General features: G+C 62.1%; 25 protein-coding genes. 8 read left to right on the top strand and 17 right to left on the bottom strand.

Going from position 1 to position 25,606, the window contains the following annotated elements; translation table 11 throughout:
- Positions 1–94: 94 nt before the first annotated feature.
- From GIW79_RS04910 to GIW79_RS04870, 9 genes are all read right to left on the bottom strand, one after another.
- The gene (locus GIW79_RS04910) at positions 95–418 is read right to left on the bottom strand and encodes a DUF3392 domain-containing protein (RefSeq protein WP_003195099.1); all 324 of its coding nucleotides are present in this window, start codon (positions 416–418) and stop codon (positions 95–97) included.
- Between the two features lie 19 nt (positions 419–437).
- Positions 438–1,640 carry a radical SAM family heme chaperone HemW gene (hemW, locus tag GIW79_RS04905; protein WP_054897580.1) on the bottom strand — a complete coding sequence of 401 codons (1,203 nt, stop codon included), beginning with the start codon at positions 1,638–1,640 and terminating at the stop codon, positions 438–440.
- Positions 1,637–2,233: an RdgB/HAM1 family non-canonical purine NTP pyrophosphatase gene (gene rdgB / locus GIW79_RS04900; protein WP_034128946.1), complete on the bottom strand. Its 597-nt coding sequence runs from the start codon at positions 2,231–2,233 to the stop codon at positions 1,637–1,639. Before rdgB ends, hemW begins: the two co-directional genes overlap by 4 nt.
- Positions 2,230–2,664 carry a DUF4426 domain-containing protein gene (locus tag GIW79_RS04895; RefSeq protein WP_005792275.1) on the bottom strand — a complete coding sequence of 145 codons (435 nt, stop codon included), beginning with the start codon at positions 2,662–2,664 and terminating at the stop codon, positions 2,230–2,232. The genes rdgB and GIW79_RS04895 overlap by 4 nt, the downstream gene beginning before the upstream one ends.
- 21 nt (positions 2,665–2,685) lie before the next feature.
- The gene (gene metW, locus GIW79_RS04890; RefSeq protein WP_003195091.1) at positions 2,686–3,306 is read right to left on the bottom strand and encodes a methionine biosynthesis protein MetW; all 621 of its coding nucleotides are present in this window, start codon (positions 3,304–3,306) and stop codon (positions 2,686–2,688) included.
- Positions 3,303–4,454, bottom strand: a complete 1,152-nt coding sequence (metX, locus tag GIW79_RS04885; protein WP_034128945.1) for a homoserine O-succinyltransferase MetX — start codon at positions 4,452–4,454, stop codon at positions 3,303–3,305. The genes metW and metX overlap by 4 nt, the downstream gene beginning before the upstream one ends.
- Before the next feature lie 216 nt (positions 4,455–4,670).
- Positions 4,671–5,258: a YggT family protein gene (locus GIW79_RS04880; protein WP_003195087.1), complete on the bottom strand. Its 588-nt coding sequence runs from the start codon at positions 5,256–5,258 to the stop codon at positions 4,671–4,673.
- Between the two features lie 25 nt (positions 5,259–5,283).
- Complete coding sequence (proC, locus tag GIW79_RS04875) at positions 5,284–6,102, bottom strand: pyrroline-5-carboxylate reductase (RefSeq protein WP_072445590.1); 819 nt, start codon at positions 6,100–6,102, stop codon at positions 5,284–5,286.
- Positions 6,103–6,136: 34 nt separating this feature from the next.
- Positions 6,137–6,823, bottom strand: a complete 687-nt coding sequence (locus GIW79_RS04870; protein WP_054916915.1) for a YggS family pyridoxal phosphate-dependent enzyme — start codon at positions 6,821–6,823, stop codon at positions 6,137–6,139.
- Positions 6,824–6,880: 57 nt separating this feature from the next.
- Between GIW79_RS04870 and GIW79_RS04865 the strand changes: the two genes are divergently transcribed.
- Positions 6,881–7,915: a type IV pilus twitching motility protein PilT gene (locus GIW79_RS04865; RefSeq protein WP_060763953.1), complete on the top strand. Its 1,035-nt coding sequence runs from the start codon at positions 6,881–6,883 to the stop codon at positions 7,913–7,915.
- Between the two features lie 148 nt (positions 7,916–8,063).
- Here GIW79_RS04865 and GIW79_RS04860 read toward each other — a convergent pair whose 3' ends face one another.
- Entirely contained in the window at positions 8,064–8,702 is a 639-nt protein-coding gene (locus GIW79_RS04860) for a C40 family peptidase (RefSeq protein ID WP_060763954.1), read from the bottom strand.
- Positions 8,703–8,951: 249 nt separating this feature from the next.
- Here GIW79_RS04860 and GIW79_RS04855 point away from each other — a divergent pair, with 249 nt between their 5' ends.
- A complete protein-coding gene (locus GIW79_RS04855) occupies positions 8,952–9,380 on the top strand; it encodes an NINE protein (RefSeq protein ID WP_236452444.1) in 429 nt (142 codons plus the stop codon).
- A gap of 43 nt (positions 9,381–9,423) precedes the next feature.
- Here the strand turns inward: GIW79_RS04855 and GIW79_RS04850 are convergent, their stop codons facing one another.
- The 7 genes from GIW79_RS04850 to gshB form a co-directional block, all read right to left on the bottom strand.
- Positions 9,424–10,695, bottom strand: coding sequence for a dihydroorotase (locus GIW79_RS04850; RefSeq protein WP_072445589.1), 1,272 nt, complete (start codon positions 10,693–10,695; stop codon positions 9,424–9,426).
- The gene (locus tag GIW79_RS04845) at positions 10,692–11,696 is read right to left on the bottom strand and encodes an aspartate carbamoyltransferase catalytic subunit (protein ID WP_034128938.1); all 1,005 of its coding nucleotides are present in this window, start codon (positions 11,694–11,696) and stop codon (positions 10,692–10,694) included. Before GIW79_RS04845 ends, GIW79_RS04850 begins: the two co-directional genes overlap by 4 nt.
- A gap of 24 nt (positions 11,697–11,720) precedes the next feature.
- Entirely contained in the window at positions 11,721–12,227 is a 507-nt protein-coding gene (gene pyrR, locus GIW79_RS04840; protein WP_019817751.1) for a bifunctional pyr operon transcriptional regulator/uracil phosphoribosyltransferase PyrR, read from the bottom strand.
- 132 nt (positions 12,228–12,359) lie between these two features.
- Positions 12,360–12,797 (bottom strand): Holliday junction resolvase RuvX, encoded by a 438-nt coding sequence (gene ruvX / locus GIW79_RS04835; RefSeq protein WP_003195067.1) that lies wholly within the window; start codon positions 12,795–12,797, stop codon positions 12,360–12,362.
- Positions 12,797–13,366, bottom strand: coding sequence for a YqgE/AlgH family protein (locus GIW79_RS04830; protein ID WP_017139445.1), 570 nt, complete (start codon positions 13,364–13,366; stop codon positions 12,797–12,799). The genes ruvX and GIW79_RS04830 overlap by 1 nt, the downstream gene beginning before the upstream one ends.
- Before the next feature lie 173 nt (positions 13,367–13,539).
- Positions 13,540–14,445: an energy transducer TonB gene (locus GIW79_RS04825; protein ID WP_034128937.1), complete on the bottom strand. Its 906-nt coding sequence runs from the start codon at positions 14,443–14,445 to the stop codon at positions 13,540–13,542.
- Positions 14,446–14,522: 77 nt separating this feature from the next.
- The gene (gshB, locus tag GIW79_RS04820) at positions 14,523–15,476 is read right to left on the bottom strand and encodes a glutathione synthase (protein ID WP_054897572.1); all 954 of its coding nucleotides are present in this window, start codon (positions 15,474–15,476) and stop codon (positions 14,523–14,525) included.
- Positions 15,477–15,714: 238 nt separating this feature from the next.
- Here gshB and pilG point away from each other — a divergent pair, with 238 nt between their 5' ends.
- From pilG to GIW79_RS04790, 6 genes are all read left to right on the top strand, one after another.
- The gene (gene pilG, locus GIW79_RS04815; RefSeq protein WP_236452443.1) at positions 15,715–16,122 is read left to right on the top strand and encodes a twitching motility response regulator PilG; all 408 of its coding nucleotides are present in this window, start codon (positions 15,715–15,717) and stop codon (positions 16,120–16,122) included.
- A 46-nt stretch (positions 16,123–16,168) separates the two neighbouring features.
- A complete protein-coding gene (gene pilH / locus GIW79_RS04810) occupies positions 16,169–16,534 on the top strand; it encodes a twitching motility response regulator PilH (protein ID WP_014720320.1) in 366 nt (121 codons plus the stop codon).
- An 11-nt stretch (positions 16,535–16,545) separates the two neighbouring features.
- Positions 16,546–17,070 carry a chemotaxis protein CheW gene (locus GIW79_RS04805; RefSeq protein ID WP_034128935.1) on the top strand — a complete coding sequence of 175 codons (525 nt, stop codon included), beginning with the start codon at positions 16,546–16,548 and terminating at the stop codon, positions 17,068–17,070.
- Complete coding sequence (locus GIW79_RS04800) at positions 17,067–19,118, top strand: methyl-accepting chemotaxis protein (RefSeq protein WP_034128934.1); 2,052 nt, start codon at positions 17,067–17,069, stop codon at positions 19,116–19,118. The genes GIW79_RS04805 and GIW79_RS04800 overlap by 4 nt, the downstream gene beginning before the upstream one ends.
- Before the next feature lie 175 nt (positions 19,119–19,293).
- Complete coding sequence (locus tag GIW79_RS04795; RefSeq protein WP_236452437.1) at positions 19,294–25,113, top strand: Hpt domain-containing protein; 5,820 nt, start codon at positions 19,294–19,296, stop codon at positions 25,111–25,113.
- Positions 25,106–25,561, top strand: coding sequence for a chemotaxis protein CheW (locus GIW79_RS04790; RefSeq protein ID WP_034128932.1), 456 nt, complete (start codon positions 25,106–25,108; stop codon positions 25,559–25,561). The genes GIW79_RS04795 and GIW79_RS04790 overlap by 8 nt, the downstream gene beginning before the upstream one ends.
- Positions 25,562–25,606 lie beyond the last annotated feature (45 nt).

Here is a 25,606-nt window from a genome sequence, read left to right as displayed (position 1 = left end):
CCTGCGATAGCATCACCTCGGTATCACTGATACACCGAGGTGTCTGTATCGCAGGCAAGCCAGCTCCCACATTTGTTTTGTAGTGCCTGCTGAGTCAGCGGCGGTCTGCTACCACGCCAATCAACACCAGCACCACGATCAACACCGGCGCCAGGCTGTAGTTATTGAACTGGCTCAACCCTCGCACAATCCACGGCGTGGCGTAGATCAACGCCGCACCGCTGCCGATCAGGCACAGCAGGGCCATCAAGGGTACGCGCAAGGCGCCGGCGATGCTGCCCAGGCGCGCTTCGACCCAGCCCTTGATGTCGGCGCCGAACAGCACCAGCAAACAGCCCACAAGGGCCAACGAGATTTCCGACAGGTTGCTACGGCTCCAGCGGGATACGGTGGCGAGCAGGTCGAGTACCAGATCCATTCGATTTCCTTAAGAGCTATCAGCTCAAAAACTTCTGCAACAGGTCATTGAGAAAGAGTTGCCCGCGGTCGGTGGCCGCCAGGCGTGACGGTTCGACCTGCATTAATCCACTTTGTTCTGCGTCGCGGCGGCCTTCATCGAGGCTCGCCAGATCGAGGCCGGTGCGCTCGGCGTAGAGCTTGGCATCAACCCCTTCGGTGAGGCGCAGCGCGTTCATCAGAAACTCGAACGGCAGTTCATCGTTGGTCAGTTCTTTCGCGCCGGCCTGGAAGCTTTTGGCCGGGTTGAGGTAGTCCTTTGGTGCACGGGTTTTCCAGGTGCGGATAATGCGCCCGTCCGGGTGGCTGAGCTTGCCGTGGGCCCCGGCGCCGATGCCGATAAAGTCGCCAAAACTCCAGTAATTGAGGTTATGCCGCGCCGGCCGCCCCGGTTGGGCGTAGGCCGAGACTTCATATTGTGCGTAACCGTGTTCGGCGAGCAGTGCCTGGCCGGCTTCCTGGATATCCCACAGCGTGTCGTCTTCCGGAAGCGCGGGCGGCTGGTTCCAGAACACGGTGTTGGGTTCCAGGGTCAGTTGGTACCAGGACAGGTGCGTCGGCTTGAGTGCAATGGCCTGGCGCAGGTCGCCCAAGGCGTCCTCCAGGGACTGGTTGGGCAGGCCGTGCATCAAGTCCAGGTTGAAGTTGTCGAACCCGGCCTGGCGCGCCATACCGGCTGCGCGCACGGCTTCATCGCCATTGTGGATGCGGCCCAGGGCTTCAAGCTTCTCTTGCTGGAAGCTCTGGATGCCGATGGACAGGCGATTGATCCCCAGTTTGCGGTACGCCACGAACTTCTCTTGTTCGAACGTCCCTGGGTTGGCTTCCAGGGTGATCTCGATATCGTCAGCAAACGGGATACGCGCTTGAACGCCCTTGAGCAGGCGGCCCAGTGCAGCCGCGCTAAACAGGCTGGGCGTGCCGCCGCCAAAGAAGATCGAACTCAGCTTGCGGCCATATACGGCGTGCAGGTCTTGGTCCAGGTCGGCCAGCAGGGCATCCACATACTCTTCTTCCGGCAGCACTTTGCTCGCGGTGTGGGAGTTGAAGTCGCAATACGGGCATTTGCGCACACACCACGGGATATGGATGTACAGCGCCAGGGGCGGCAGATGGGGCAGGGCCGCCCGTGGTGTTTGCGCGCCACCGTGGATCAGCGGCTGCGCAGAGGTGTTCTGGGTCATTTCAAACCCAGGCGCTGGCGCAGCAACGCCATGGCGCGGGCGCGGTGGCTGATCTGATTTTTGTCGGCCGGGCTCAGTTCAGCGCTGGAGACATTGCGCTCCGGCACCCAGAACAGCGGGTCATAGCCAAAGCCATGTTCACCGCTGGCCGCGTGCAGGATGCGCCCGTGCCACAAGCCTTCGCACAGAATCGGCAGCGGGTCGTCGGCATGCCGTACCAGGGCCAACACGCAGACGAACTGCGCACCACGCTCGGCCTCCGGCACGTCTTTGAGGGCGTCGAGCAGCTTGGCGTTGTTGGCTGCATCGCCCTGGCCGTCGGCGTAACGGGCCGAGTAAATACCAGGGGCGCCGCCGAGGAAATCCACGGCCAGGCCCGAATCATCCGCCAGGGCCGGCAGGCCGGAGATGCGTGCCGCGTTGCGCGCCTTGAGGATGGCGTTTTCAACGAACGACAGGCCGGTTTCTTCCGGTTCGACCTGGCTGAACTCGCCAATCGAACGCAGTTGCACGGACTCACCGAGCATGGCCTGCAGTTCTTTGAGTTTGCCGGCGTTATGGCTGGCCAGTACGAGTTGAGTAAGGTTCATCATTCGGCCGGGAACAGTTCTTGGTTGAATTGGAAACCATGGGCCTTGCCACCGGTTTCAACGTTAATGGTAAACGTCTTGTATTCACGCTGGGTCACCGAGTAGGGCGCCAGATAGCTGATGCCGCCTTTCTCTTCGATTTGCTTGAAGGTCAGGATCTCGCTCTTGCCGCCCAGGTCCTTGATGGTGCCCGTCACTTGGGCCGCGACCGGGGCCACGCCCTTGATCACGGTCACATTGATCAGGCCCTTCTCTTTGCTGCGCACCACGCCAACATTCTGTGCGGTCTCCGGTGGCAAGAAGCTGGAGGTGAAGGTGTTGTAATGAACGGTGATATCGCCAAAGTCTTTTTTGCGATTAGCGTCGATAGTGTCGGCGGCCATGGCGCTGGCGCCCAGGCATGCGGTCAATAGAAAAATAGCCAAACGACTCATGAACGTCCCTCTTGAAGATGATTAGACGGCAACTTTGTGGTCGGTCAGGCCAGGACTGCTGACCCGGTAGATACCAATTTCGCCCAACAGGTTGGGCCATAGCTTACTCGCCCAGCCGTGGCGGTGCTGTTGATCGACGGCAAGGCGGTTGATCACCTTGGCTTCACGTTCGCCACACAGGGCTTCGAAGTCTTCGAAGGTGCAAAAGTGGATGTTCGGCGTGTTGTACCAAGTGTACGGCAGGAAGTCGGAGACCGGCATGCGCCCCTTGGTGGCCAGGTACCAGCGGCAGCGCCAGTGGCCAAAGTTGGGGAAGGTGATGATGCATTGGCGGCCCACGCGCAGCATTTCGTCAAGGATGCGGTCCGGGTAGTGCACCGCTTGGAGGGCTTGGGTCATCACCACGATATCGAAGCTGTTGCTGGCAAAGTTGCCCAAGCCCTTGTCCAGGTCCTGCTCGATCACGTTGATGCCCTTGGCCACGCATTGGGCGATGTTGTCCGGGTCGTTTTCCAGGCCGTAGCCGGTGACTTGCTTGTGGTCGCGCAGCCAGCTCAGCAGTTCGCCGTCGCCGCAGCCCAGGTCGAGCACGCGGCTGCCGGCGGGGATCCAGTCTTGGATGATTTCCAGGTCGGCTCTCATGGCGTTCTCACAAGCGAAATACGGTTCATGTAGTTACTGAACGCCTGCAGGTAGCGTGGGATCGGAATCAGGAAGGCGTCGTGGCCTTGCGGTGCATCGATCTCCAGGTAGCAGACGTCTTTCTTGGCGGCCATCAGGGCATCCACCAGCTCACGGGAGCGCGCTGGCGAAAAGCGCCAGTCGGTGGTGAACGACATCACGCAGAACTTGGCCGTGGCGTGCTCGAAGGTTTTCGCCAGGTCGTCATCGTGATTGGCGGCCGGGTCGAAGTAGTCCAGGGCCTTGGTCATCAACAGGTAGGTATTGGCGTCGAAACGCCCCGAGAACTCCTCGCCCTGGTAACGCAGGTAGCTTTCCACCTGGAATTCGACGCTGTGGAAGTCGTAGTTGAGCTTCTCGCTCTTGAGGCCCCGGCCGAATTTCTCGCCCATGGAGTCGTCGGACAGGTAGGTAATGTGGCCGACCATCCGCGCCAGCATCAAGCCGCGCTTGGGGATCACGCCTGCTTCCTGGAACGAACCGCCGTGGAACTCGGGATCGGTGAGGATTGCCTGGCGCGCCACTTCGTTGAAGGCGATGTTCTGCGCTGACAACTTGGGCGCCGAGGCGATAGCCAGGCAATGGCGCACACGGTCCGGGTAAGTGATGGTCCATTGCAGGGCCTGCATGCCGCCCAGGCTGCCGCCAATCACGGCGGCCCACTGGCTGATGCCCAACAGGTCGGCGAGGCGTGCCTGGCTGTGCACCCAGTCCTCTACCGTCAGCACCGGGAAGTCGGCGCCGAACGGCTTGCCGGTTTCCGGGTTGAGGCTGCTGGGGCCGGTGGAGCCGTTGCAGCCGCCGAGGTTGTTCAGGCTGACCACAAAGAACTTGTTGGTGTCGATGGGCTTGCCGGGGCCGATGCAACTGTCCCACCAGCCGGGCTTGCGGTCGTCAACGCTATGGAAGCCGGCGGCGTGATGATGGCCGGATAAGGCATGGCAGATCAGCACGGCGTTGCTCGCCGTGGCGTTCAGTTGGCCATAGGTTTCGTAGATCAGGTCGTAGGCCGGCAACGAACGGCCGCAGGCCAGGGCCAGCGGTTCGCTGAAGTGCGCCACTTGTGGCACGACCAGTCCAACAGAATCGGGGGGGAAGGCAGCTGGCATCGACCCTGCTCTCGTTTAAATGAGGCGTAAGTCTAAAGAGCGGGGACCCTAGCGGCAAGCAATGGTCGGGGGTTAGCGTGATCGTTCCCACGCTCCGCGTTTGATCGTTCCCATGCTCCGCGTGGGAATGCCTCTTGGGACGCTCTGCGTCCCGTCCTTGTGACGCGGAGCATCACGGGCTGCATTCCCACGCAGAGCGTGGGAACGATCTATTGGTCAGATCAGGCCAAACAACTCTTTTGGCATGTAGGCAAAGTACGCCAGGCGTGGAATCACCCAGCTCTGCAGCAGCTGAATCACGATAAACGCAAAGATCGGCGAGATATCCAGGCCACCCAGGTTCGGGATCAGGCGACGGAAGGGTGCCAGCACCGGTTCGGTGATCTGAGCCACCAATTCGGCGCCCGGGCTACGGCTGCCTGGCGCGACCCACGAAAGAATCACGCTGATGATCATCGACCAGAAAATGATCTTCAGGAACAGCGAGAAAATACCGATCAGGCCCCATGGCAACAGCAGCACGGTGAAGGCCTGGTAGCCATTGAGCATCAGGATCACCACGAACAGCAAAATCTGCAGCAACAGCGCCAGCACCAGCGACGACATGTCCAGGCCGAACAGGCTCGGGATCACCCGGCGCAGCGGCTTGAGCAGCGGTTGGGTGGCCTTCACCACGAATTGGCACAGCGGGTTGTAGAAGTTCGCACGCACCAGTTGCAGGATAAAGCGCATCAGCACGATCAGCAGGTACAGGCTGCCCAGGGTCTGGATGATGAAAATGGCAGCGTCATTGATTCCGAGCATGTTTGATTACCTTGGTAAGGGACGACTATTTGCCCAGTTGCTCAGCCATCTCGGCTGAACGATGTGCGGCGGCACCCAGTGCTGTTTCCACCAGGGCTTCAAAACCCCCGGCCTGGAACGACTCGATAGCCGCTTGTGTGGTACCACCTGGCGAGGTGACGCGACGGCGCAGTTCGGCGGCATCCACCTCGCTGCCGACCGCCATTTTCGCGGCGCCCAGGGCGGTTTGTTCCGCCAGTTGCTCGGCCACGTCGTGGGGCAGGCCCAGCTTGACGCCGGCGGCCGTCATGGCCTCGATCAACAGGAAGAAATAGGCCGGGCCGCTGCCGGAGACGGCGGTGACCGCGTCCAGTTGCTGTTCCTGCTCGAGCCACACGACGATGCCCACCGCAGACAGCAGTTCCTGGGCCTGGTCACGTTGCTGCGCGGTGACTTCGCCAGTGGCATACAAACCGCTGACGCCCTGGCGCAGCAGCGCCGGGGTGTTGGGCATGCAGCGCACGATGGGCTGGGCGCCGAGCCAGTTGGTCATGCTGGCGCAGGTGATGCCAGCGGCAATCGACACCACCAGTTGGTGAGGTTGCAGGCTCGGGCGCAGGCTCTCGCACACGGCCTTCATGGCCTGGGGCTTGACCGCCAGCACGATCACATCGACGCCGTGGATGGCCTCGGCGTTATCGGCGAAGGTCTGGATACCGTGTTCGGCGCTGACGCGCTCGCGGGTCTCGGCGCCCGGGTCGCTGGCGTGGATCTGCGCGGCGTCCAGGCCCTTGGCCCGCAGGCCACCGATCAGGCTGGCCGCCATGTTACCGGCGCCGATAAAGGCAATACGCGTGTTGCTCATGACAGGTCCTTATTTTCGAGGGATGTCAGCCATTTCACGGCTGGCCGTAGTCGCGGGCGCCAAACAGGGCGGTACCGATCCGCACCCAGGTGGCGCCTTGGGCAATGGCCGACTCAAGGTCATGGCTCATGCCCATGGAAAGTGTGTCCAGCGGCAGGTTCAAGCTGGCTTGCAGGTCGCGCACTGTGGCAAACGCCGCATCCTGCTCCGCCCGGTCTTCAGTCGGCTCGGGAATTGCCATCAAACCCCGCAGCTTCAAGCGCGGCAGGGCGCTGATCGCCGTGGCCAGGGCCGGCAGGTCGGCGGGTGTGCAGCCGGACTTGCTGGCTTCGCCACTGACATTGACCTGAATGCAGATATTGAGCGGCGGCAGGTCGGTCGGGCGTTGTTCGGACAGGCGTTGTGCGATTTTCAGGCGGTCCACGGAATGCACCCAAGCGAAGTTCTCGGCGATGGCGCGAGTCTTGTTCGATTGAATGGGGCCGATGAAGTGCCAACTCAAGGGCAGGTCGGTCAAATCCGCCTGTTTGCCCAAGGCTTCCTGCAGGTAGTTTTCCCCAAAGTCGTGCAGCCCGGCGGCATAGGCGTCGCGTACCGCCTGCGCGGGTTTGGTCTTGCTCACGGCCAGCAGGTGGATGCTGCTTGCGTCACGTTGCACGGCGGCGGCTGCGGCGCGGATGCGCTGGATAACCAGGCCGATGTTGTCTGCTATCGTCGACATTCAAGATGCGCCCGTGGATATGGAGTCCGCGGCATTCTACTGGAAATGGAAAGCCCTATGGATATCACGCAATTGCTGACGGCCAGCGTAAGCCGAGGCGCCTCAGACCTGCATCTGTCAGCCGGCCTGGCACCGATGCTGCGCATTGATGGCGAGGTTTGGCCGCTGGATGGGCCAGCGCTGAACGCTACCCAAGTGGTCGACTTATTGAGCCCTTTGCTGAATAAACATCAACAAAAGGATTTCGAAACATCTCTTGAAACGGATTTTGCCTTCGAATTGCCAGGCGTCGCCCGGTTCCGGGCGAACGTGTTCCGCCAGGATCGCGGCGTGGGTGCGGTGTTCCGGGCTATTGCGACTGAGGTCCAAAGCCTGGAGGACCTGGGACTGGGCGAGGTGTTCCAGCGTATCGCCCGCCTTCCTCGCGGCCTGGTGCTGGTGACCGGGCCCACCGGCTCGGGCAAGTCTACGACCCTGGCGGCGATGATCGACGACCTCAACCGGCATCGACGCCAGCATATCCTTACGCTGGAAGACCCCATCGAGTTTATCCACCGGCCGAAACTGGCGCTGGTCAACCAGCGCCAGGTGCATCGCGACACCCACAGTTTCTCGGTGGCCCTGCGTTCAGCCCTGCGAGAAGACCCGGATGTGATCCTGGTGGGTGAATTGCGCGATCTGGAAACCATCCGCCTTGCGCTGACGGCGGCAGAGACCGGGCACCTGGTGTTCGGCACCCTGCACACCTCGTCGGCGGCAAAGACAGTGGACCGGCTGGTAGATGTCTTCCCTGCCGGGGAGAAGGCCATGGTCCGCTCGATGCTGTCGGAGTCGTTGCAAGCGGTGGTGTCTCAGGTGCTGGTGAAGAAGGTGGGCGGTGGGCGCGTGGCCGCTCATGAAATCATGCTGGGCACCCCGGCGATTCGTAACTTGATTCGCGAAGACAAGGTGGCGCAGATGGTTTCGGCTATTCAGACCGGTGGTGCGTTGGGGATGAAGACCCTGGATATGAGTTTGAAGGCGTTGGTGGGCGTAGGAGTGATTAGCCGGGAAGAAGCGCGGGAGAAGGCGAGGGTGCCGGCAGATATCTAAAGCGCACAGATACACAATGTGGGAGCTGGCTTGCCTGCGATAGCGGACTGTCAGGCACTCTCTCTGCCAACTGACACACCGTCATCGCAGGCAAGCCAGCTCCCACATTTGATTGCATTTCAAAGGGGGAGCTTCAGTGGTGCCTGGCTTAGCGCTGCACGATCCGCAGGTTGCTGTTCTGCTCTTTAGGCAGTACCCGCTTGGCAATCACGTAGTTCTTGTCCCAGAACGGCTTTTTCAGCGTGTCGATGCTCACCGACTTGCCACGGCGCGGTGCGTGAATAAAGCGGTCATTGCCCAGGTAGATGGCAACGTGGTTCACCTGGCGGCTCTTCAACTTGAAGAACAACAGATCGCCCGGCTTCAGGTCTTTGCGATCAACCTTCAACCCATGGCCGGCGGCCATGGCGTTGGAGGTGCGTGGCAGGTCCACCGCTTTTACATCGTTAAATGCATATTTCACCAGGCCGCTGCAGTCGAACCCTTTACTTGGGCTGCTGCCGCCCCAACGATAAGGTGTACCGAGCACGTTGACGGCACGACTCAAGACGTTGCTGCTTTGCTTGGTGTTCACGGCCAGTTGGGTGGAAAGCGCTTTGCCGTGGGCCTTGCTCAGTTGAGTCGGGCGGCTGACGGTCGGCTTTGCCGATTTGGCAGTGCTGGGCGTGCTATGGACTTTAGGGGTGAAACCGTTAACGTTCGGAAGTCGTTGCTCACGATTGGTGGCGTGGGCGGCCAATGGCATTAATAGGCAAATGGTTAGCCATGTCTTGAAAAATGGTCGCATTAGGCGTGGCTCTTATGGGTTTGCGCGCAACTTTATAACAGCTTTTTGTGCTGTTCTCAGCCCGTTTGTCGACTGAACCTTGGGGTCAAATTCAGGAAAAACGCGACGATTCGCCGCAATTGTCCTACACAAGTCAGGCGCTACAAGGCTTTGAGGGCAGGACGATACCATTTGCCGTACGTCGGGCGCCCGTAAAAAAGTCACAAAGAAAATGAAAAAATTTATCTATCGAAGCAAAAGAGGTCCTTCATGAACACCTATCAACAGGTTGCTCAGCAGCAAGACACCCACAGCAAGGCGATTGGTTACCTGCTGTGGATTTTCGGTTTTACCGGGGCTCATCGCTTTTATTACGGCAAGCCTGTGACGGGCACGATCTGGTTTTTCACCTTCGGCTTGTTCGGCATTGGCTGGTTGATCGACTTGTTCCTGATCCCGGCCATGGACCGTGAAGCCGACCTGCGATTTACCGCAGGGCCGATTGAATACAGCGTGGCGTGGATTCTGTTGGCGTTCCTGGGGGTGTTTGGTGTGCACCGTATGTATCAGGGCAAATGGATCACCGGCCTGATCTACCTGCTGACCGGCGGTTTGTTCCTGATCGGGGTGCTGTATGACTTCTGGACGCTGAACACGCAGGTCTCGATCCGCAATGCCGAGCGCAACAGCGGGCGCTGAGCACTGATCGTTCCCACGCAGAGCGTGGGAACGAGCTTGCGCGTCAAGCCTGGTAGCTGATCCGCCCATCCATCAAGGTATACCGCACCGTCGCCGGCAGGCTGTGGCCGATGAACGGGCAGTTTTCGCCCTTGGACAACCAACGCTCACCAGCCACCGTCGAGCTTGCCAGGTCGAACAGCACCAGGTCCGCCGGTGAACCCACCGCCAACTGGCCCGCCGGCAAGCGCAGGGCCTCGGCCGGGCCGGCGCTCAGGCGTGCCAGCAGTGTCGGCAGGTCCAGCAAGCCGTCTTCCACCAGCGTCATCGCCAGTGGCAACAACAACTCCACGCTGCTGATGCCTGGCTCGGTCGCGCCAAACGGTGCCAGCTTGGCGTCTCGCTCGTGAGGTTGGTGATGGCTGGAAATCGCCGACACCACACCCGACTTCACCGCCGCACGCAAACCGTCACGGTCAGCCTTGGTGCGCAGCGGGGGATGTACGTGGTACAGGCTGGAGAAGTCGATCAGCGCCTCATCCGTCAGGATCAGTTGGTACAGGGCGACATCCGCGGTGACCCGCAAGCCACGGGCCTGGGCCTGGGCGATCAGAGCCACGCCCCGGGCGCTGGTCAACTGGCTGAAATGCGCACGCACGCCGCTTTGTTCCACCAGCAACAGGTCACGAGCGAGAGCCACGGTTTCTGCTGTTTCCGGAATGCCCGGCAGGCCGAGGAAGCTGGCCACTGCGCCTTCGTGGGCCAGGCCGCCTTCGGCCAGGTCGCGGTCCTGGGAATGGAAGATCACCGTCAAGTCGAAGGTGGCCGCGTATTCCAGGGCGCGGCACAAGGTGCGCGTGCTGCGAAAGCTTTCCAGGCCGTTGCCGAAGGCCACGCAACCGGCGTCACGCAGAGCGATCAATTCGGCGAGTTGTTCGCCATCCAGGCCCTTGCTCAAGGCACCAATGGGAAACACTTTGCAGTTGCCGGCTTCGCGGGCGCGGTCGAGGATCAGCTCGGTCACGGCCGACGTGTCCAGCACCGGCTTGGTGTTGGGCGGGCAACACAGGCTGGTCACGCCACCGGCTGCCGCGGCCTGGGTTTCGCTGGCGATATTGCCTTTGCGGCTGTAGCCCGGTTCACGCAGGGCGACATTCAGGTCCACCAGCCCAGGCGCGGCCACCAGGCCCTTGGCATCGATGCTCTGGCCGGCGTTGAAGCCTGCGGGGGCGGCGCCCATGGCGACGATCTTGCCGGCGTCCAGGTGTAGATCGGTAACTTGGTCCAGGCCACTGGCCGGGTCGATGACCCGGGCGCCGAGAATGCTGAGCTTCACTGGGCCTGCTCCTGCTCGAATTGACGTTGCGCGGTTTGCCCGCTCATGGCCATGGACAGCACGGCCATGCGCACGGCGATGCCGTAGGTCACTTGGTTGAGAATCACCGACTGCGGGCCATCGGCCACCGCCGACTCAATTTCCACGCCGCGGTTGATCGGCCCCGGGTGCATCACGATTGCATCCGGCTTGGCCATGGCCAGGCGTGCGGTGGTCAGGCCGAACAGGCGGTAGAACTCACCTTCGCTGGGCAACAAGCCCCCGGCCATGCGCTCGCGTTGCAGGCGCAGCATGATCACTACGTCCACATCCTTGAGGCCCTCGGCCATGTCGGTGTAGACCTTCACGCCATACTGTTCGATGCCGATTGGCAACAGGGTCTTGGGCGCGATCACGCGGATATCCGGGCAACCCAGGGCCTTGAGAGCCAGCATGTTCGAACGTGCAACCCGCGAATGCAGGATGTCGCCGACGATGGCTACCGAGAGGTTTTCAAAGCTGCCCTTGTGCCGACGAATGGTGAGCATGTCGAGCATGCCCTGGGTCGGGTGCGCGTGACGGCCGTCGCCGCCATTGATGATCGCCACGTTCGGGCACACATGCTCGGCGATGAAATGCGCAGCGCCGGAGTCGCCGTGGCGTACCACGAACATGTCGGCTGCCATGGCTTCCAGGTTGCGCAGGGTATCGAGCAGGGTTTCGCCCTTGCTCGCCGACGAGGTGGACACGTTCAACGTGATCACATCGGCCGACAGCCGCTGGGCCGCCAGTTCAAAGGTGGTGCGGGTGCGGGTGGAGTTCTCGAAGAACACGTTGCAGATGGTTTTACCGCGCAACAGCGGGACTTTCTTCACTGCCCGGCCACCGACTTCCAGGAACGAATCGGCGGTGTCGAGGATTTCGGTGAGCAGTTCGCGGGGCAAACCGTCGAGGGACAAGAAGTGTTGCAACTGGCCCTGAGCATTGAGCTGCAGCGGGCGCTTGGCATCTAGAGGCGTCATCGCGGGGACTCTTTACAAGGCGGTTTAAAGGGCAAGGTCTTGCAGTTCGAGTTCGAGCGGCGTGGGACCGGACAATTTTACCCGCTGCTGGGGGGCAAGCGACAGGGTCGCGCCTACGACGTCCGGGCTGATCGGCAGTTCGCCGGCATCCAGGTCCAGCAGGCACACCAGGGTCACGCTGGCCGGGCGGCCATAGTCGAACAGTTCGTTCATGGCGGCGCGGATGGTGCGGCCGCTCATCAGCACGTCGTCGATCAGTACCAGGTGCTGGCCTTCGATCTCGAAGGGCAGGGCCGAAGGGCGCACTTGTGGATGCAGGCCGTTCTGGCTGAAATCGTCGCGGTAGAAGGACACGTCCAAGGTGCCCAGGGGCGAATCGCTGCCCAGTGCTTCCAGCAATGCCTGGGCCACCCACACGCCACCGGTGCGTATGCCGATAAAGCGCGGTTCGCTGATGGCACGGTGTTCCAGGTGCGCCTTGAGGCGTATCGCCATCTGGCTGATCAGTTCGGCAGGGTTCGGCAAGCTCATGGTGGCTCCTTATCAAGTGTGTAGGAGCGAGCTTGCTCGCGAAAAACTCATGGGCACCGCGTTCATCCAGTCTTCTCGCGGTATCGTTAACGTTCTTCGCGGGCAAGCCCGCTCCCACAGGATCGCGGCGGGTCAGGATTCAAATAAAGCGGTGTTTTCATCCAGCCAGCCCTGCAACAGCAAGGCCGCGGCGATGGCGTCTACCGGGTTGTCGCGGTAACTGCCCTTTTGCCCGCCACGGTCGCGGCGCTCCCCCTTGGCTTCGAAGGTGGTGAGGCGTTCGTCGTGGGTATAGAAGGGCAGGTTGTAGCGGCCATTGAGGCGGCGCGCGAACTTCTCGGCGCGCAGGCACATGTCACTGGGGGTGCCATCCATGTTCAGGGGCAGGCCGACCACCACCGCGTCAGGCTTCCACTCTTTAATCAGGGCTTCGACCTGGTTCCAGTCCGGCACGCCGTTCTGGGCCTTGAGGGTGCACAGCTCGCGGGCCTGGCCGGTGATGACCTGGCCAACCGCTACGCCGATCTGTTTGGTGCCGTAGTCAAAACCGAGGATCAGACGCAAGGCCATCAGGCGTGCCCCGCCTGGCTGGTCAGCAGGCTGAGGTTGACCCGCAGCTTGGCTGCTGCCGCTTCCAGGCGCAGTTCGCTGGCGGTGTTGAACAGGATGTCAGCGTCGAACGGGCAGGTCAGCCAGGCATTGCTGGCCAGTTCGGCCTCCAGTTGCCCGGCTTCCCAACCGGCGTAGCCCAGGGTGATCACACTTTGCTCAGGGCCGACGCCGTCGGCGATGGCGAACAGCACGTCCTGGGATGTGGACAATGACACACCCTCAAGGTCTACCGTGGCCTGGAACTTGGGCCCGGTGGGGTGCAGCACAAAACCGCGATCTGTCTGAACCGGCCCGCCGATGTAGATCGGTACGCCCTGGCAACGCGCCGGCGGGTCGATTTCCGGGCGCAGTTGCTCAAGGATATCGGCCAGGTTCAGCTCCTGCGGGCGGTTGACCACCAACCCCATGGCACCATTGGCCGTGTGCTCGACGATGTAGGTCAAGGTCTGCGCAAAGTTCGGGTCGGCCATATGGGGCATGGCGATCAGGAATTGGTGCTTGAGGTAGGTCGGGCTGACGTTTTTCATGTCCGCTAGTGTGGCGTTGGAGGGGCGAACTGACAAGTGCGGGCGCGAGCCTGGTCGCTGATCGTTCCCATGCTTTGCGTCGGAATGCATCCCGGGGCGCTCCGCGTCCCAAGAGCAGACGCAGAGCGTCCATGGCGGCATTCCCACGCGGAGCGTGGGAACGATCTGTGTGATCAGTTGCTGGACAACCGGTCGCCCTTGGCGAACCGCCAGGTGCGGATGATTTCCAGGCGGTCCACGTCGCTCAAGTCGCCGCTGAACGGCGCAAAGGGCGCGGCCAGGCGCACGATGCGTTGCGCAGCCTGGTCCAGCAGCGGCTGGCCGGAGGACTCCAGCACCTGCACCTCATACAGCGAGCCGTCACGGTTGATCGACACCAGCAAGCGCAAATTGCCATAAATCTGCTGGCGCCGCGCCTCGTCCGGGTAATTGAGGTTGCCGATGCGTTCGACTTTCTTGCGCCACTCGTCCTTATACCAGGCACCTTTATCGCGCATGGTTGAGGCGGCGTTCAGGCGGTAGATGCGCGGGCGCTTGGCATAAAGCTGTTGCTCATGGGCCAGTTCGGCTTCCAGGCTGGAAATTTCGTCGGATAACGTCGAGCTGTCGAACGTCGGCGCAGGTTTCACTGGCTCGGGCTTGGGTTCGGTCTTGGCCTTTTCGCGCTGGGTCGGGGCTTTTTGCGGTTTGGGCGCGACAGTGGTCACCGCGGCCTTGGGCGTGGCCTGCCTGACCTCAGGCTTGGGCGCTGGCGGCGGAGTGACCTTCTTGACCTGGTTGTCATGGAAGGGCGCTACCTCGGTGGTCTTGGGCACGGCTTTCTTGTCGAGGGTGCCGCTGCCCTGTTGGTTGTCCTGGGCGAGAAAGTCAGCCTTTTCGGGCTTCTTTTCGCTCTTGAACGTGGCGAGAGTGATTTCCAGGGTCTTGGTGATCTGCTTGGGTTCGACCAGGGTGAACCCCACACCCAGGAGCAGGGCGAGATGAATCAAGGCAGCGAGAAACAGGGTAAAACCGAGACGATCGGCCGGGCGCACGCCGCTGGGGGAGAATTCGGGGGGCAGATCGGACGGGAGTGTCATGACAAGAAAACCAACATCGCGCGTTTCACAGGTGGCGCATGATAACGCAATGTTGGTAGGTGTCCGGCTGTTCTATGTCACTTGGCTTGTAGCTTGCGTTCAATGGCGACCATCAGCATTTCGCCGATGTTCGTGCCAAATGCGTTGTCGATCTCGCGAATACAGGTCGGGCTGGTGACGTTGATTTCAGTGAGGTTCTCGCCAATTACGTCTAGTCCGACAAATAGCAGACCTTTTTCCCGCAGGGTTGGACCGACTTGAGCGGCAATCCAGCGGTCTTTTTCTGATAATGGCCGCGCTTCACCGCGACCACCGGCGGCCAGGTTGCCACGGGTCTCGCCGGCTGCCGGGATGCGCGCCAGGCAATAATCCACCGGCTCGCCGTCAATCATCAGGATACGCTTGTCGCCATCCTTGATCGCCGGCAGGTAGGCCTGGCCCATGATCTGCTGGGTGCCCAGGGCGGTCAGGGTTTCGAGGATCACCGACAGGTTCGGGTCGCCGGCGCGGTGACGGAAGATCGAGGTGCCGCCCATGCCGTCCAGCGGCTTGAGGATCACGTCGCCATGCTTGGCGGCGAATTCACGCAGTACATCGGCGCGGCGGCTGACCACGGTCGGTGGCGTGCACTGCGGGAACAGGGTGGCGAACAGTTTTTCATTACAGTCGCGCAGGCTTTGCGGCTTGTTGACGATCAACACGCCCGCGCGTTCGGCCTGCTCCAGCAGGTAGGTGGAGTACACAAATTCCATGTCGAACGGCGGATCCTTGCGCATCAGGATCACGTCGAGGTCGCTCAGCGGGCTGTCGATTTCGTCAGAAAGCTCGAACCACTTCTCGGGGTTGGCAAACACCTGCAGCGGGCGCATGCGTGCGCGGGCCTCGCCGTCACCCTGGTAAAGGTCGCGCTGCTCCATATAGAACAAGGTCCAGCCGCGGGCCTGGGCGGCCAGGAGCATGGCCAGCGAACTGTCCTTTTTATAGGAAATGCTGGCGATAGGGTCCATGACAATGCCGACGCGAACGCTCATGGGGATTTCCTCTAGCAAATTAGGGCGCATAAAAGTGGCGTCAGAGTGGCGCTGCGGCTGTTGTGGGTCAAGGAAAAACCACTGGGCGGGTGCCTCGATAGATTGCGCCAGGAGACTGTGCTAAAAAGGCTGGCACGGCGCAGCAGCCCTTGAATTCCAAGGCTTGCGGCGTTCATCCTGTGCAACATCAGGCAGTACACACCGAAAACCGATTCGCTGTGGCGATGGTAGAGCAGATATGGAACAGCATTCCAACGCCTTGAAGGTGATGGTAATCGACGATTCGAAAACGATCCGCCGCACCGCCGAGACGCTGTTGAAGAACATGGGGTGCGAGGTCATCACGGCGATCGACGGTTTCGACGCCCTGGCCCGTATTGTCGATCATCACCCGCACATTATCTTTGTCGACATCATGATGCCGCGCCTGGACGGCTACCAGACCTGCGCCCTGGTGAAGAACAACCCGGCGTTCGAGTCGATCCCGGTGATCATGTTGTCTTCCAAGGACGGCCTGTTCGACAAGGCCAAGGGGCGCATCGTGGGTGTCGATCAATTTTTGACCAAGCCTTTCAGCAAGGAAGAACTGCTGGGGGCGATCAAGGCCTATGTGCCTGGGTTCGCCGCAGTAGAACAAGCACACTGACGCCGCCTCACGAGGGCCGGCGCCGACCAATGTAGCGGGGAAAACCATGGCACGTGTTCTGATCGTCGACGATTCGCCGACCGAAATGTACAAACTCACCGGCATGCTGGAAAAGCATGGCCACCAGGTGCTCAAGGCCGAAAACGGCGCGGACGGCGTGGCCCTGGCCCGTCAGGAAAAGCCCGACGCGGTGCTGATGGATATCGTGATGCCCGGCCTCAACGGCTTCCAGGCCACGCGCCAGTTGTCCAAGGAGCCGGAAACCAACGGTATCCCGATCATCATCATCACCACCAAGGATCAGGAAACCGACAAGATCTGGGGCGCACGCCAGGGCGCCAAGGACTACCTGACCAAGCCTGTGGATGAAGAAACCCTGATTGCCACCCTGAACAAGGTGCTGGCCGGCTAAGGCTTGCGATCATGACCGAGTCGCAAACCGCCTTCGAGCTGCTGCTGGACATCGACCGCCGCTGCCGCTTGCTGGCCGCGGACCTGCCGTCCCAGGAAACGCGCCTGCAACGCTGGAGCGGCATCGCTTTCCGCATAGGGCCAAACGCCTACGTGGCGCCCATGGGCGAAGTCGCCGAGGTGTTGCATGAGCCACGTTGCACCTTGATGCCGGGGGTCAAGCCCTGGGTCAAGGGCGTGGCCAACCTGCGCGGGCGCTTGCTTCCGGTGATGGACCTGGGCGGTTTCCTGGGCCTTGAGTTGTCCAGGGCGCGCAAGCAACGGCGGGTGCTGGTGGTGGAGTTCAACGACCTGTTTGTCGGGCTGCTGGTAGATGAGGTGGTAGGCATGCAGCATTTCCCATTGGATGCCTGGGTGGCGAGCGCTGCCTCGAGCGCGCCGTTTATTCAGGGCCAGTTCGACGGCGACCCGCCGTGGCAAGTCTTCAGCCCCTTCGCCCTGGCCCAGGCCCCTGGCTTCATGGATGTTGCCGCATGAGCACCGCTACCACGCCCAAACCCCAGGCCGCTTCGCGCAGCCGTTCGCAGATCATCGTGCTGTTTATCGCCTTGATCGTGTTCATCATGCTGCTGTTCGCCAACTTCGCGTACCTCAACACCCAGTCCACCTACGATAAGCAGTACATCGGCCACGCCGGTGAGCTGCGCGTGCTGTCCCAGCGCATTGCCAAGAACGCCACCGAGGCCGCTGCCGGGAAAGCGGCGGCGTTCAAGCTGCTGGGCGATGCGCGCAACGATTTTGCCCAGCGCTGGGGCTACCTGAAAAAAGGTGACCCGCAAACCGGCTTGCCGGCGGCGCCCAGTGCGGTGCGTGCCGAAATGCGGGCGGTGCAGACCGACTGGGAGGCGCTGCTGAAAAACACCGACGCCATTCTGGCCAGCGAGCAGACCGTGTTGTCGTTGCACCAGGTGGCGGCGACCCTGGCCGAAACCGTGCCGCAACTGCAGATCGAGTCGGAAAAAGTCGTGGATATCCTGCTGCAACGCGGCGCCCCGGCCAGCCAGGTAGCCTTGGCCCAACGCCAGTCGCTGCTGGCCGAACGCATCCTGGGGGCGGTCAACACGGTGCTGGCGGGGGATGAAACCGCCGGGCAGGCCGCCGATGCCTTCGGTCGCGATGCCAACCGTTTTGGCGTGGTGCTCAATGGCATGCTCAACGGCAACCCGGGGCTGCGTATCACCCAGGTTGAAGACCCGGACGCCCGGGCGCGGCTGGCGGACATCGCCGAGCTGTTCGAATTTGTCTCCGGCTCCGTGGATGAAATTCTCGAGACTTCGCCGCAGTTGTTCCAGGTGCGCGCCTCGGCGAGCAATATTTTCAACCTGTCGCAAACCCTGCTCGATGAAGCCTCGCACCTGGCCACGGGTTTTGAAAACCTCGCCAGCGGGCGCAGCTTCGACACTATCGGCGGTTACGTGCTGGGCTTGCTGGCGCTGGCCTCGATCATCCTGATCGGCCTGGTCATGGTGCGTGAGACCAACCGCCAACTGCATGAAACCGCGCAGAAGAACGAGCGCAACCAGAACGCGATCATGCGCCTGCTGGATGAAATCGAAGACCTGGCTGACGGCGACCTCACCGTCACCGCCTCGGTCACCGAAGACTTCACCGGCACCATCGCAGACTCCATCAACTATTCCGTGGACCAACTGCGCGACCTGGTCGCCACCATCAACCTCACTGCCGGGCAGGTCGCCGGTGCGGTGCAGGACACCCAGGCCACCGCCATGCACCTGGCCCAGGCGTCGGAGCATCAGGCCCAGCAGATTGCCGAAGCGTCCACGGCGATCAATCAGATGGCGCAGTCCATCGACCAGGTGTCGGCCAACGCGGCCGAATCCTCGGCGGTAGCTGAACGCTCGGTAGAGATCGCCAACAAAGGCAACGAGGTGGTGCACAACACCATCCACGGCATGGACAACATTCGCGAGCAGATCCAGGACACCGCCAAGCGCATCAAGCGTTTGGGCGAATCGTCCCAGGAAATTGGCGACATCATCAGCCTGATCGACGACATCGCCGACCAGACCAACATCCTCGCTCTCAACGCCGCGATCCAGGCCAGCATGGCCGGCGACGCCGGGCGCGGTTTTGCGGTGGTGGCCGATGAAGTGCAACGGTTGGCCGAACGCTCCTCGGCGGCCACCCGGCAGATCGAAACCCTGGTGCGCACCATTCAGGCCGACACCAACGAAGCGGTGATTTCCATGGAGCAGACCACCACCGAAGTGGTGCGCGGCGCACGCCTGGCCCAGGATGCCGGGGTGGCGCTGGAAGAGATCGAAGGCGTGTCGAAAACCCTGGCAGCGCTGATCCAGAGTATTTCCAACGCGGCACAGCAACAGACCTCATCGGCGGGGCAGATTTCCCTGACCATGAACGTGATCCAGCAGATCACCACCCAGACGTCGTCGGGTTCCACCGCCACCGCAGAAAGCATTGGTAACCTGGCGAAGATGGCCAGCCAGTTGCGCAGGTCGGTATCGGGTTTTACCTTGCCGCCGCCCAAGCAGGTCGATGATTGAAATACGACCTGAAGAACACCACAGTCCAACTATGGCAGCCGGCTTGCCTGCGATAGCGGTCTGTCAGATACAGAAATAGTGCTGACCCACCGCTATCGCAGGCAAGCCAGCTCCCACATTGGATCTCCATTGTTTGTGAGATACCAGCAACTCATGAATTCTAAGCGGAGCAGTTATGGTTGATCGGCACGACTATGTGGCCCTCGAATGGGTCAAGGGCGATATTGCCGAAACCCTGAAGCAGGCCCGGTCGGCCCTGGACGCGTACGTTGAAACCCATGACGACGACGCTCTAAACGAATGCCTGGCCGGTATTCACCAGGTACATGGCGCGCTGCAAATAGTCGAGTTCTACGGCGCGGCGCTGCTGGCCGAAGAGATCGAGGAACTGGCCCTTGCGCTACAGGCCGGGCACGTTGGCCAACGCGATGAAGGTATCCGCCTGCTGCAACAAGCCCTCGGCCAACTGCCGCTGTACCTCGACCGCGTGCACAGTGCCCGCCGCGACTTGCCGCTGGTGGTGCTACCGCTGCTCAACGACCTGCGCAGCGCCCGTGGTGAAAGCCTGCTATCGGAAACCAGCCTGTTCAGCCCGCAACTGCTATCGATCGAACCGTTGCCTGAGCAAGCCCTGGCCCAACGGGCCACGCCGGATCTGCATGAGCAGTTGCGCCAATGGCGCCACCTGCTGCAACAAGCCCTCGCCGGGTTGCTGCGTGAAGACCACGGCCCCAGCAACCTGGAAGACATGGCGCGGGTGTTCGCACGCCTTGAAGCGCTATGCCAGGGTGCGCCGCTGCTGCCTTTGTGGCAGGTCACCTCGGCATTGGTCGAAGGCATGCTCACCGGTGTGGTCGCCAACAGCCCGGCGCTGCGCAGCCTGCTCAAGGCCAGCGACAAGCAACTCAAGCGTTTGCTGGTTCAAGGCATCAATGGCATCAACCAGCCGGCACCGGACGAGTTGCTCAAGAGCCTGTTGTTCTACGTCGCCAAAGTCACCCGGCCGACGCCGCGCATGCAGAGCCTGAAGGAGCGCTACGGCTTGGACGAAGCGTTGCCCGACAGCGCCGTGGTCGATGCTGAACGTGCACGGCTGGCCGGGCCGGATCGCAATGCCATGGGCTCGGTACTCGGGGCGTTGTGTGAGGAACTGGTGCGGGTCAAGGAACGCCTGGATCTGTTCGTGCGCAGTGATCGCCAGCACACCCAGGACCTCGAGCCGTTGCTGGCGCCCTTGCGGCAGATAGCCGATACCCTCGCGGTGTTGGGTTTCGGCCAGCCGCGCAAAGTGATCATCGACCAACTCGCTGTGGTGTTGAGCCTAGTCCAGGGGCAGCGCGAACCCAATGACGCGGTGTTGATGGATGTGGCCGGCGCGTTGCTGTATGTCGAAGCGACGTTGGCCGGGATGATCGGCACCGTCGAACCGCAAAGCCGTGAAGACAGCCGCTTGCCCACCACCGACCTGACCCAGATCCATCAGTTGGTGATTCGTGAGTCGTGCCAGTGCTTGCGCCAAGCCAAGGAGCTGGTGATCGACTGCATTGAGGCTGATTGGGATCGTCAGCGCCTGGAGTCCTTGCCCGAGCTACTGAGCCAGGTGCGTGGTGCCCTGGCGATGATTCCCTTGCCGCGTGCGGCGAGCCTGATGCGCGGTTGCACCGATTACGTCGACGAGCAATTGATGATCAACGAGGCCGCCCCTTCGGCGACACAACTGGCGCATTTCGCCGAGGTGGTCAGCAGCCTGGAGTACTACCTCGAGCGCATGCTTCAAGACCCTGACGCGGCAGGGGAAAAAGTGCTGGAGTTGGCCACCCAGGGCTTGAATGCATTGGGCTACCTGCCGGTGGAAAAACCCTGGCGGCAGGCGCTGGCTGCGCCCGAGGGGGCGCTGTCCACCGAGGCTGCGCCAAACCAATCCCAGTTCGATGCCTTGGCCAGCCCTGCATCACGTCTCAACCCTCCAGCCTTGCAGCGTCCCGGTAGCCTGTTGCCGCCGCCGGCCGGTGAAGAACCGATTGACGATGAACTGCGCGAAGTCTTCCTTGAAGAAACCGATGAAGTCCTCGACGTGTTGCATCGCTACCTGCCCGACAGCGCGGACAAAGCCGCCCAGGGCGAAATGCGCCGGGCTTTCCATACCCTCAAGGGCAGCGGCCGCATGGTGCGCGCCCTGGTGCTGGCCGAGCTGGCCTGGGCCGTGGAGAACCTGCTCAATCGCGTGCTGGAACGCAGTGTAGTCCTTGGCCCTGAGGTGCGGCAGGTGTTGGATGAGGCCGTGGCCCTGCTGCCGGAGCTGATCGCCGATTTCGCTAGCGACGATCAACGCCAGCGCGATGAAGTCGACGCCTTGGCCGCCCATGCCCATGCCCTGGCCAGTGGCGCTGCAACATCGACCACCGAGCCCCATGACCCAATGCTTCTGGAGATCTTTCGCAACGAAGCCCAGGGCCATCTGGACAGCCTCGACCACTTCCTGCAACAGGCCGCCGAGCAGGTGCCGCTGCAGGTCAGTGATGAACTGCAACGCGCCTTGCACACCCTCAAGGGCAGCGCCTACATGGCCGGCGTGTTGCCCATTGCCGAACTGGCGCGCCCGCTGGATCACCTCACCCGTGAGTACAAGGCCCACCGCGTGCCGCTGGACAAGGACGAAGTGGCGTTGTTGCTTGAGGCACAAGGACTGTTCCAGCGCGGGGTGCGTGATCTGGACAACAATCCCCTGGCGCCGATCCACGGCGCGGCCAGCGTGATCAGCCGCACCCAACACCTGCTGGAGCATCAACTGGCCGCCTTGCTCGACGCCCCCACGGCCGGCCTGCGCGTCAAGCGTGACCCGCACTTGATCACCAACTTCCTGGCCCAGGGCATGGACATCCTGCTCGACGCCGAAAGCCTGCTGCGTCGCTGGCAGCAACACCCCGGCGACCGTCAGGAACTCACGGCGTTGCTGGACGAACTGACCACCCTGGGCGAGGGTGCGCACCTTGCCGACCTGCATCCTATCGACGCGTTGTGCGAAGCCTTGCTCGACCTGTATGGCGCGGTAGAGGAAAGCAGCCTGGCGGTCAGCGCCCGGTTCTTCCAAGAGGCTGAACAGGCCCACGACGCGCTGATCAACATGCTCGACCAGTTGGCCGCCGGCCAGGAAATCAGCCCCGCGCCTGCACGGCTGCAGGCGTTACGCGCGTTGCTGGACGAAGCCTTGGACCCGTCCGCCACAGGCCTGATCAAAAGCGACGGCAGCCGCGCCCTGAGTATCTCCGAATTGGGCGCGGCCACCGCGCAGCTGGATCACGCCACCGCGATGGACGACGAGATTGTTGAGATCTTCCTTGAGGAGGCCGTAGACATCCTCGACAGCGCCGGCCAGTCGCTCAAGCGATGGTTACTGGAGCCCGACAGCGCTGCGCCCTTGTCCTCGTTGCAGCGGGATCTGCACACCCTCAAGGGCGGTGCGCGCATGGCCGAAATCGACCCGGTGGGCGACTTGGCCCACGAGCTGGAATGCGTTTATGAGGGGCTGGTGGACCGCCGCTATAGCTACTCTGTCGAGCTGTCCCAGGCACTGATGGCCAGCCACGAACGCTTGGCTCAACAATTGGAAGAGCTGCAACAACAGCAACCCCTGAGTGACGGCGCCGAACTGGTCGAAAGGCTGCGGGAATTGCGCCAGGCCAGCAGCCCGGCAGCGCCGGCTGCGGTGGCGCCAGCCTCGGGTGCCGACCCGGAATTGCTGGATATATTCCTCGAAGAAGCCGCCGATATCCTCGACAGCTCAGGCAGCGCGCTTTTGCGCTGGCAGGACGAGCCGGGCAATCGCCAGGAAGTGGAAACCCTGCTGCGTGACCTGCACACCCTCAAGGGTGGTGCACGCATGGTCGAGATCGGGCCGATCGGCGATCTGGCCCATGAGCTGGAATTTCTCTACGAAGGGCTTTCCGCCGGTTTGCTCGCGCCGACCCCTGAGTTGTTCGCACTGCTGCAAGGTTGCCATGATCGCCTGGCGCAAATGATCGACGCCGTGGCCGAGGGATTGCCGGTGGGTTCGGTGGATAAACTCATCGAGCGCATCAAGAGCCTGGTGCACCCCAGTGATGAGCCGGTCACACCGGTGGCGCTGCCGGCGGGCAAGGCCGAAGCGGTCGCCGACCCGGCCGCCGACATGGTGAAAATCTCTGCCGACTTGCTCGATGACCTGGTCAACCTGGCCGGCGAAACTTCGATCTTCCGTGGGCGTATCGAGCAGCAAGTCAAGGATGCGCGCATTGCCTTGAGTGAGATGGAAACCACCATCGAGCGCATGCGCGACCAATTGCGCCGGCTCGACAGCGAAACCCAGGGCCGCCTCTTGAGCCGCCAGCAAGCCGAGGCCGAACGCCTGGGCTACGAAGAGTTCGACCCGCTGGAAATGGACCGCCACTCGCAGCTGCAACAGCTGGCCCGTGCGCTGTCCGAATCTGCCTCCGACCTGCTCGATCTAAAAGAGACCCTTGAGCGTCGCAACCAGGATGCCTACAACCTGCTGCAGCAACAGGCACGCATCAACACCGAATTGCAGGAAGGCCTGATGCGCACGCGCATGGTGCCTTTCGAGCGCATGTTGCCACGCCTCAAGCGCATCGTGCGGCAAGTGGCGGGCGAGTTGGGCAAGGACGTGGAGTTTATCGTCGGCAATGCCGAAGGCGAGATGGACCGCAATGTGCTGGAGCGCATGGCGGCACCCTTGGAGCATATGCTGCGCAACGCCGTCGACCACGGCCTGGAGTCGCGCGAAGTGCGGCTGGCGGCGGGCAAACCGGAGAAGGGCCGCATCACCCTGGACCTGACCCACGAAGGCGGCGACATCGTCTTCGACATGCGTGACGACGGCGCGGGTGTACCCCTCGAAGCGGTGCGACGCAAGGCGATCAAGCGCGGCCTGCTCGCCCCCCATCAAGAGATCAGCGACCGTGACGTGTTGCAGTTCATCCTGCAACCGGGCTTTTCCACTGCCGAAAAAATCACCCAGATTTCCGGGCGCGGCGTGGGCATGGACGTGGTGCATGAGGAAGTGCGCCAGCTCGGCGGCTCGATGGTGATCGACTCGACGCCGGGCATGGGCGTGCATTTTCGCATTCGCCTCCCGTTTACCGTGTCGGTCAATCGTGCGCTGATGGTGCAATGCGCGGACGACCAATACGCGATCCCGCTCAACACCATCGAAGGCTTGGTGCGCGTGCTGCCCCACGAATTGGCGGGGCACTACCAGCAAGACCCGCCGCACTATGAATACGCCGGCCAGCGCTACGAGTTGTTCTACCTCGGTGACCTGCTGCACACCGCCAGCCGCCCTAAACTGCTGGGCCAGTACCAGCCGGTGCCGGTGCTGCTGGTGCACTGCAATGAACGCCGCGTGGCGGTGCACGTGGATGCCATGGCCGGTACCCGCGAGATCGTGGTCAAGGGCCTGGGGCCGCAGTTCTCCGGGGTGCAGGGCGTGACCGGCGCGACCATCCTGGGCGACGGCCATGTGGTGCTGATCATCGACCTGCTGGCGCACATCCGCGCTCGGCAACCGGCCTTGCCGGCCCAGGCAGTGGATGCGCCGCTGATCCTCAACGACCCACTGAAAAAACGCCCGCTGCTGGTGCTGGTGGTGGACGACTCGGTCACCGTACGCAAAGTCACCAGCCGCCTGCTGGAGCGCAACGGCATGAACGTGCTCACCGCCAAGGACGGTATCGACGCCCTCGCCATCCTGGAAGAACACACTCCGGACCTGATGCTGCTCGACATCGAAATGCCGCGCATGGACGGCTTCGAAGTGGCCATTCAGATACGCAATGACCCGCGCCTGATGCGCTTGCCGATCATCATGATCACCTCACGCACCGGCCAGAAACACCGCGACCGCGCCATGGCCATTGGCGTCAACGACTACCTCGGCAAGCCGTACCAAGAGTCGGTGCTGCTGGAGAGCATCGCCTACTGGAGCAAGTCCCATGCTTGAGCACCGCACCAGCCAACTCACCGGCCTGCTGCTGCCCCTGGCCGACCGCCACTTGGTGCTGCCCAACGTTGCCGTGGCCGAACTGATCGATTTCCAGCGTGGCGAACCGGCCAGCGATGCGCCGCCGTGGTACCTGCGGCAGGTCACTTGGCGCGATCGACAGATTCCGCTGATCAGCTTTGAAGCGGCCTGCGGCGAAGCCAGCGTGACGGGCGAACGCTCGAGGATCGTGGTGTTGAATGCGTTGGGTGGCAGGCCCACGTTGAAGTTCATTGCCCTGGTGATCCAGGGTATTCCCCGCTCGTACAAGCTCGACAGCGAATTGAGCTACGTGGACGTGCCCCTGTGCCCGCTGGAACTGGCGGCAGTGCAAGTGGGCGAGCAGGTGGCGAAGGTGCCGGACTTGATGGGGCTTGAAGCGCTGCTGGTAGAGTCCGGCCTGGCCTGACTGATCGTTCACACGCTCCGCGTAGGAATGCCGCCGGGGACGCTC

The sequence above is a fragment of the Pseudomonas sp. PA-7-1E genome, assembly GCF_021605325.1.
Lineage (GTDB): Bacteria > Pseudomonadota > Gammaproteobacteria > Pseudomonadales > Pseudomonadaceae > Aquipseudomonas > Aquipseudomonas fluorescens_BV.
Note: the sequence above shows the minus strand (reverse complement) of the source record. Positions and strands in the feature narration are given on the sequence as shown.

Excerpts from the sequence above, each read along its gene's own strand:
- GIW79_RS04855 (WP_236452444.1), top strand. The coding sequence starts at position 8,952 with ATGAACACCTATCAACAGGTTGCTCAGCAGCAAGACACCCACAGCAAG.
- GIW79_RS04795 (WP_236452437.1), top strand. The coding sequence starts at position 19,294 with ATGGTTGATCGGCACGACTATGTGGCCCTCGAATGGGTCAAGGGCGAT.
- GIW79_RS04805 (WP_034128935.1), top strand. The coding sequence starts at position 16,546 with ATGACCGAGTCGCAAACCGCCTTCGAGCTGCTGCTGGACATCGACCGC.
- proC (WP_072445590.1), bottom strand. The coding sequence starts at position 6,102 with ATGAGCAACACGCGTATTGCCTTTATCGGCGCCGGTAACATGGCGGCC.
- metX (WP_034128945.1), bottom strand. The coding sequence starts at position 4,454 with ATGCCAGCTGCCTTCCCCCCCGATTCTGTTGGACTGGTCGTGCCACAA.
- gshB (WP_054897572.1), bottom strand. The coding sequence starts at position 15,476 with ATGAGCGTTCGCGTCGGCATTGTCATGGACCCTATCGCCAGCATTTCC.
- GIW79_RS04790 (WP_034128932.1), top strand. The coding sequence starts at position 25,106 with ATGCTTGAGCACCGCACCAGCCAACTCACCGGCCTGCTGCTGCCCCTG.
- GIW79_RS04870 (WP_054916915.1), bottom strand. The coding sequence starts at position 6,823 with ATGTCGACGATAGCAGACAACATCGGCCTGGTTATCCAGCGCATCCGC.
- GIW79_RS04860 (WP_060763954.1), bottom strand. The coding sequence starts at position 8,702 with ATGCGACCATTTTTCAAGACATGGCTAACCATTTGCCTATTAATGCCA.
- pyrR (WP_019817751.1), bottom strand. The coding sequence starts at position 12,227 with ATGAGCTTGCCGAACCCTGCCGAACTGATCAGCCAGATGGCGATACGC.
- GIW79_RS04895 (WP_005792275.1), bottom strand. The coding sequence starts at position 2,664 with ATGAGTCGTTTGGCTATTTTTCTATTGACCGCATGCCTGGGCGCCAGC.
- GIW79_RS04880 (WP_003195087.1), bottom strand. The coding sequence starts at position 5,258 with ATGCTCGGAATCAATGACGCTGCCATTTTCATCATCCAGACCCTGGGC.
- GIW79_RS04910 (WP_003195099.1), bottom strand. The coding sequence starts at position 418 with ATGGATCTGGTACTCGACCTGCTCGCCACCGTATCCCGCTGGAGCCGT.
- GIW79_RS04830 (WP_017139445.1), bottom strand. The coding sequence starts at position 13,366 with ATGAAAAACGTCAGCCCGACCTACCTCAAGCACCAATTCCTGATCGCC.
- GIW79_RS04865 (WP_060763953.1), top strand. The coding sequence starts at position 6,881 with ATGGATATCACGCAATTGCTGACGGCCAGCGTAAGCCGAGGCGCCTCA.
- GIW79_RS04825 (WP_034128937.1), bottom strand. The coding sequence starts at position 14,445 with ATGACACTCCCGTCCGATCTGCCCCCCGAATTCTCCCCCAGCGGCGTG.
- pilG (WP_236452443.1), top strand. The coding sequence starts at position 15,715 with ATGGAACAGCATTCCAACGCCTTGAAGGTGATGGTAATCGACGATTCG.
- GIW79_RS04845 (WP_034128938.1), bottom strand. The coding sequence starts at position 11,696 with ATGACGCCTCTAGATGCCAAGCGCCCGCTGCAGCTCAATGCTCAGGGC.
- hemW (WP_054897580.1), bottom strand. The coding sequence starts at position 1,640 with ATGACCCAGAACACCTCTGCGCAGCCGCTGATCCACGGTGGCGCGCAA.
- metW (WP_003195091.1), bottom strand. The coding sequence starts at position 3,306 with ATGAGAGCCGACCTGGAAATCATCCAAGACTGGATCCCCGCCGGCAGC.
- ruvX (WP_003195067.1), bottom strand. The coding sequence starts at position 12,797 with ATGGCCTTGCGTCTGATCCTCGGTTTTGACTACGGCACCAAACAGATC.
- GIW79_RS04800 (WP_034128934.1), top strand. The coding sequence starts at position 17,067 with ATGAGCACCGCTACCACGCCCAAACCCCAGGCCGCTTCGCGCAGCCGT.
- rdgB (WP_034128946.1), bottom strand. The coding sequence starts at position 2,233 with ATGATGAACCTTACTCAACTCGTACTGGCCAGCCATAACGCCGGCAAA.
- pilH (WP_014720320.1), top strand. The coding sequence starts at position 16,169 with ATGGCACGTGTTCTGATCGTCGACGATTCGCCGACCGAAATGTACAAA.